Annotated in this window: 6 protein-coding genes; 4 read left to right on the top strand and 2 right to left on the bottom strand. The window is 70.3% G+C overall.

Annotated elements, in window-relative coordinates; genetic code table 11:
- Positions 1-1,277: NsdA family TPR-like regulatory protein (locus CCN51_RS40310; RefSeq protein WP_245881773.1), on the bottom strand; the 1,277-nt coding region annotated here is incomplete at its 3' end.
- Between the two features lie 216 nt (positions 1,278-1,493).
- On the opposite strand from CCN51_RS40310, the gene lipB reads away from it, so the two are divergent.
- The 4 genes from lipB (at position 1,494) to CCN51_RS40290 (ending at position 4,481) form a co-directional block, all read left to right on the top strand.
- A complete protein-coding gene (gene lipB, locus CCN51_RS40305) occupies positions 1,494-2,276 on the top strand; it encodes a lipoyl(octanoyl) transferase LipB (RefSeq protein ID WP_014180348.1) in 783 nt (260 codons plus the stop codon).
- A 149-nt stretch (positions 2,277-2,425) separates the two neighbouring features.
- Positions 2,426-3,376, top strand: coding sequence for a lipoyl synthase (lipA, locus tag CCN51_RS40300; protein WP_014180347.1), 951 nt, complete (start codon positions 2,426-2,428; stop codon positions 3,374-3,376).
- A 213-nt stretch (positions 3,377-3,589) separates the two neighbouring features.
- Positions 3,590-3,790 carry an SCO2195 family GlnR-regulated protein gene (locus CCN51_RS40295; RefSeq protein ID WP_014180346.1) on the top strand — a complete coding sequence of 67 codons (201 nt, stop codon included), beginning with the start codon at positions 3,590-3,592 and terminating at the stop codon, positions 3,788-3,790.
- Positions 3,791-3,800: 10 nt separating this feature from the next.
- Entirely contained in the window at positions 3,801-4,481 is a 681-nt protein-coding gene (locus tag CCN51_RS40290; protein ID WP_014180345.1) for a DUF4191 domain-containing protein, read from the top strand.
- A gap of 101 nt (positions 4,482-4,582) precedes the next feature.
- Here CCN51_RS40290 and CCN51_RS40285 read toward each other — a convergent pair.
- Positions 4,583-5,013: RDD family protein (locus tag CCN51_RS40285; protein WP_245881772.1), on the bottom strand; the 431-nt coding region annotated here is incomplete at its 5' end.

The raw sequence follows: 5,013 nt of genomic DNA, 5'->3' as shown, positions 1-5,013 counted from the left end.
TCTTCGACGAGGCGCAGCTGGCCGACGAGTTCGGCCACTGCCACCGCGATCTCCAGCAGTACCGCGCCGCCGCCCAGCACGCCGAACTCGTCGGCCAGCTGCGCCTCGTCGAAGAACCGCGCCCAGTACGGCACCTCGTCCCCGGGCCGGGATGTCTCCAGCGCCCGCTCGGCGCGCGCCAGCGAGGCGGTGCAGGCCCGGACCTCGCCGAGCACGGCGTGGCCCCGGGCCTCCACGGCGTGCAGCAGGGACTGCAGGGTGGGCGGGGCCCCGGCGCCCATGCCCTGCTGGGCCACTCGGGCCAGTTGGACGGCTTCCCGTCCGTGGCCCAGGTAGACGGCCTGGCGGCTCATCGTGACCAGCACATAGCTGCCGTACGGCCGGTCCCCGGCCGCCTGTGCGAGCCGCAGCGCCTGGACGAAGTAGCGCTGGGCCAGGCCGTGGGCGGCGATGTCGTACGACGTCCAGCCGGCCAGCCGGGTCAGATCGGCGATCGCCGCGAAGAGCCGCCGCCCGGTCGCCTCTCCGTAGGTGCCGCGCAGCATGGGTTCGCCCTCGTGTTCCAGATAGCGCACCAGAGCCTGCCGCGCGTGTCCGCCGCCGTACGTCTGGTCCAGCGAGCGGAACAGTTCGCCCACCGACCGCAGTGCGGCGATGTCCCCGGCGGTGACCCGGTAGCCAGGCCCGCGCTGGGACCGGTCCGCCTGCCGCTGCCGGGGCAACGGCGCCCGGCCGGCCGCCGGGCCGGGGGCGCGGCCCGCCACCCGGGGTCCCGGCATGCCCCCGGCGGGGAGTAGAGCGGGGGGTGCCGTCGGTGGCTCGCCGCGCGCCACCTTGTCGTCGGGTCGCCCGATCAGCCAGTCGCGGCTGGGGACCACCAGGCCGGCCGGGGTGAAGGCGATTTTCCGCAGTTCGGCCTGGCTGCCGGAGTCCTTGCGCCACAGCCCGCTGACGATGTCCACCGCCTCCTGCGGGGTGGCGGCGAACTCCAGCCCGGCGTAGACCGGGGCGCATGCGTCGAGGCCCAGGTCCTGGGCGGTGAGCCGGCGCCCCAGGCGCCGGGTGAAGACCTCGGCGATCAGCGCCGGGGTGGTACCGCGCGGCTGCTGTCCGCGCAGCCAGCGGGTCACCGATGTCTTGTCGTACCGCAGGTCCAGGCCGTGCTCGAGGCCGAGCTGGTCGACCCGCCGGGCAAGCCCGGCGTTGGAGAAGCCAGCCTCCGCGATGAGCGCGGCGAGCTGACGATTGGGAATGCGCTGCGGGGGTCGTTCCGTCATCAGCCTGCCGGTCTCCCTGATCGCTTCGTGGAAACGGCCCGAAAGTAGTCGCCAGTGAGGCACTGATCGTCTCGGTCGCCCTGCATTCATCCGATCGTGTGAGGGGTCGGATGAGAACGATCCGGCTGCGGGGGCCGGATTCGCCGGACGTACAGTGGCTGAGGCGCCCGGAGTCGGGCGCCGGAGCGCTGTACGAGGTCCGAAGGGATTGCCGCCGTGAGTGAGCTGCGCTTTGTCCATCTGGGATTCGGGGCGGACGCCGTCGAGTACCAGGAGGCATGGCAGGAGCAGAGGCGGGTGCACGCCGCTCGGTTCGCCGATGAGGCGCCGGACACCTGTCTGCTGCTGGAGCACCCGCCGGTCTACACGGCGGGCCGACGCACGGCGGACGACGAGCGCCCCCTGGACGGCACTCCGGTCGTGGACGTGGACCGCGGCGGCAAGATCACCTGGCATGGCCCGGGGCAGCTCGTCGGCTATCCGATCCTCAAGCTGCCGCGTCCGGTGGACGTCGTCGCGCATGTACGGCGTCTGGAGGAGGCCCTGCTGCTGACCTGTGCGGAGTTCGGCCTGGAGGCCACCCGGGTCGAGGGCCGCAGCGGGGTGTGGGTGCTGGGCGACCCGGTGGAGGAGCGCCGCGCGCTGGGCGGGCTGAACCTGGACTTCGATCCGCGCGTGGCCGACGAGGAGTTCGACCCTCGGCTGAACGGCCCGGAGTACGCCCCGTCCAACGCCGGGCAGCGCCGCGAGGACCGCAAGCTCGCCCAGATCGGGGTCCGGGTCGCCAAGGGCGTGACGATGCACGGCTTCTCGCTGAACTGCAACCCCGACACCACCTGGTTCGACCGGATCGTGCCGTGCGGGATCCGCGACGCGGGGGTGACCTCGCTCTCGGAGGAGCTGGGCCGCGATATCTCCGTGACGGAGGTGGTTCCGGTGATCGAGAAGCATCTGCGGACCGTCATGGAGTCCGCCGTACCGCTGCCGCGCGCCGTCTGACCGCCGCCCCGGCCCGGGAATGGTCCCCGGGGTGCCATTCCTCGGCGGGGTCCCTGGGCGTAAGAGCGTACGAATGACGGGCGTACGCTGGGGTTCGCCAAAGATTCGATGCCCCGCCAAGCACTGACAAGCACTAAGGAGTGCCGGACGTGTCCGCAGTCGCACCCGACGGACGCAAAATGCTGCGCCTTGAGGTCCGGAACAGCCAGACGCCCATCGAGCGTAAGCCCGAGTGGATCAAGACCCGCGCGAAAATGGGTCCCGAGTACACCGAGCTGCAGGGCCTGGTGAAGCGCGAGGGCCTGCACACCGTGTGCCAGGAGGCCGGCTGTCCGAACATCTACGAATGCTGGGAAGACCGCGAGGCGACCTTCCTGATCGGCGGCGACCAGTGCACCCGGCGCTGTGACTTCTGCCAGATCGACACCGGCAAGCCACAGGCCCTGGACCGGGACGAGCCGCGCCGGGTCGCCGAGTCCGTCCAGTCCATGGAGCTGAAGTACGCGACGGTCACCGGTGTCGCCCGCGACGACCTCGAGGACGGCGGCGCCTGGCTGTACGCCGAGACGGTCCGCCAGATCCACTCGCTGATGCCGGACACCGGCGTCGAGCTGCTGATCCCGGACTTCAACGCGGTGCCCGAGCAGCTTGCCGAGGTCTTCTCCGCCCGCCCCGAGGTGCTGGCGCACAACGTGGAGACCGTCCCGCGGATCTTCAAGCGCATCCGCCCCGGCTTCCGCTATGAGCGCTCGCTCGAGGTGATCACCAAGGCGCGTGAGGCGGGTCTGGTCACCAAGTCCAATCTGATCCTGGGCATGGGCGAGGAGCGGGCGGAAATCAGCCAGGCGCTCCAGGACCTGTACGACGCGGGGTGCGAGCTGATCACGATCACGCAGTATCTGCGGCCGAGCGTCCGGCACCATCCGGTGGACCGCTGGGTCAAGCCCCAGGAGTTCGTGGAGCTGAAGGAGGAGGCGGAGGAGATCGGCTACGCCGGTGTCATGTCCGGCCCGCTCGTCCGCTCCTCGTACCGCGCGGGCCGGCTCTACCAGCAGGCCATCGAGAAGCGCGGGATCGCGGTGGCCGCTCAGGCGGTATGACCACCGGATGTGACCAACACGCTATGTGAGTACGGGCACACCCACGCTCGCACCTTGGACAATGCCGCTGGTCAGAGCGAGACCAGCGGCTTTTCAAGGCTTCATCGGTGTTTGACCGGCCGGTCACGCACTGGTAACACCTTTGGGTAACGATTAAGCCACACAACGTTCTGTGTGTGAGCCCTGATCATCCGCCGCTCCCGAGGGGGACCCATGTCGGCCGCGCCCGTACGTCCGCCGTCCGTCACCGACGCACTGCTCGCTCTGGAGGGTCTGCTGCTGGGCGGCGGGCAGCGCACCGCCCGCCGTAACGCCTGGACCGCGGTCCTGGAGGACCGGCGCCGCGCGAAGGACCGTCACGAGGCCGAGCACGTGCTGGAGGCCGTGTCCACCGGGGCTTCCCAGGCCACGTAAACTTCGCTGTATGGCGAGGAAGGAAACATCCGAGAACCCCGGGCGGCTGAAGCAGATCGCCCTGACCTACAAGATGACCAAGAAGGTCGACTCAAAGGTCGGTCTTGTCGTCGCCGCGGTGGGAATCGTCACCTTCGGTGTCTTCCTCGCGATCGGCTTCTGGATCGACCACCCGATCTTCCTGGGCATCCTGGGCTTCGTCCTGGCCTTCCTCGCGATGGCGATCGTTTTCGGCCGCCGTGCCGAGCGAGCGGCCTTCGGACAGATGGAAGGACAGCCGGGCGCGGCGGCGGCGGTGCTGGAGAACGTGGGCCGTGGCTGGTCGGTGACGCCCGCGGTGGCGATGAACCGCAGCCAGGACGTCATCCACCGGGCCGTCGGCAAGGCGGGCATCGTGCTGGTCGCGGAGGGCAACCCGAACCGGCTGAAGTCCATGCTGGCCGCGGAGAAGAAGCGGATGGCGCGCATCGTCGCGGATGTGCCGGTGCACGATGTGATCGTGGGCACCGGTGAGGACCAGGTGCCGATCAAGAAGCTGCGCGCCAAGCTGCTGAAGCTGCCGCGGGTGCTGCCCGGCGGCCAGGTGACCGCGGTCAACGACCGGCTGCGGGCGCTGGGCGATCTGATGAGCAACATGCCGATCCCCAAGGGCCCGATGCCCAAGGGAATGCGGATGCCGAAGGGCCGCTGAGCCCCGTACCAGCACAACAGGACCGCATACGACTGGGGCGGCCCGGAATCTCGATTCCGGGCCGCCCCAGTCGTTTTACCCCAGTCGTACGAGCAGCGGCCTCAGACCTGGATCTGCACCGAGTTCGCGAGCCGGTCGTGCAGACCGCGGGTGTCCCGGTCCCAGACCACCGCGGGGATCACGATCAGCAGCAGCACACTGCGCAGCACCACCCGCGGCAGGCTCAGCCGCCCGCCGCTCGCGGAGATCACGCGCAGCTTCAGCAGCAGCTTGCCGGGGGTGCAGCCGACCGTGCCGACGGTGAGCACGCTCAGTACGAAGAAGACGGCGAGCGCCCAGTTGCCCGTCGCCTGCGCCTTGCCGCCGGACAGCAGCGCGTAGGAGACGAGCAGGCACAGTCCCCAGTCGATGAGCAGCGCCCCGAGGCGGCGTCCGATGGGCGCGATGGAGCCCGGCCCGCTCTCGGGCAGTCCCAGTGCCTCGCCCCGGTAGCCCAGCTCGACGCCCATGTCCTCGGCGGCCGCGCGCGGCC

Source organism: Streptomyces milbemycinicus (assembly GCF_002154605.1).
Classification (GTDB): Bacteria; Actinomycetota; Actinomycetes; order Streptomycetales; family Streptomycetaceae; genus Streptomyces; species Streptomyces milbemycinicus.
This window is presented reverse-complemented; position numbering and strand designations above follow the sequence as displayed.

What these genes read in the sequence shown, in the direction of transcription:
- CCN51_RS40295 (WP_014180346.1), top strand. Translation starts at nt 3,590, where the DNA reads ATGTCGGCCGCGCCCGTACGTCCGCCGTCCGTCACCGACGCACTGCTC.
- CCN51_RS40290 (WP_014180345.1), top strand. Translation starts at nt 3,801, where the DNA reads ATGGCGAGGAAGGAAACATCCGAGAACCCCGGGCGGCTGAAGCAGATC.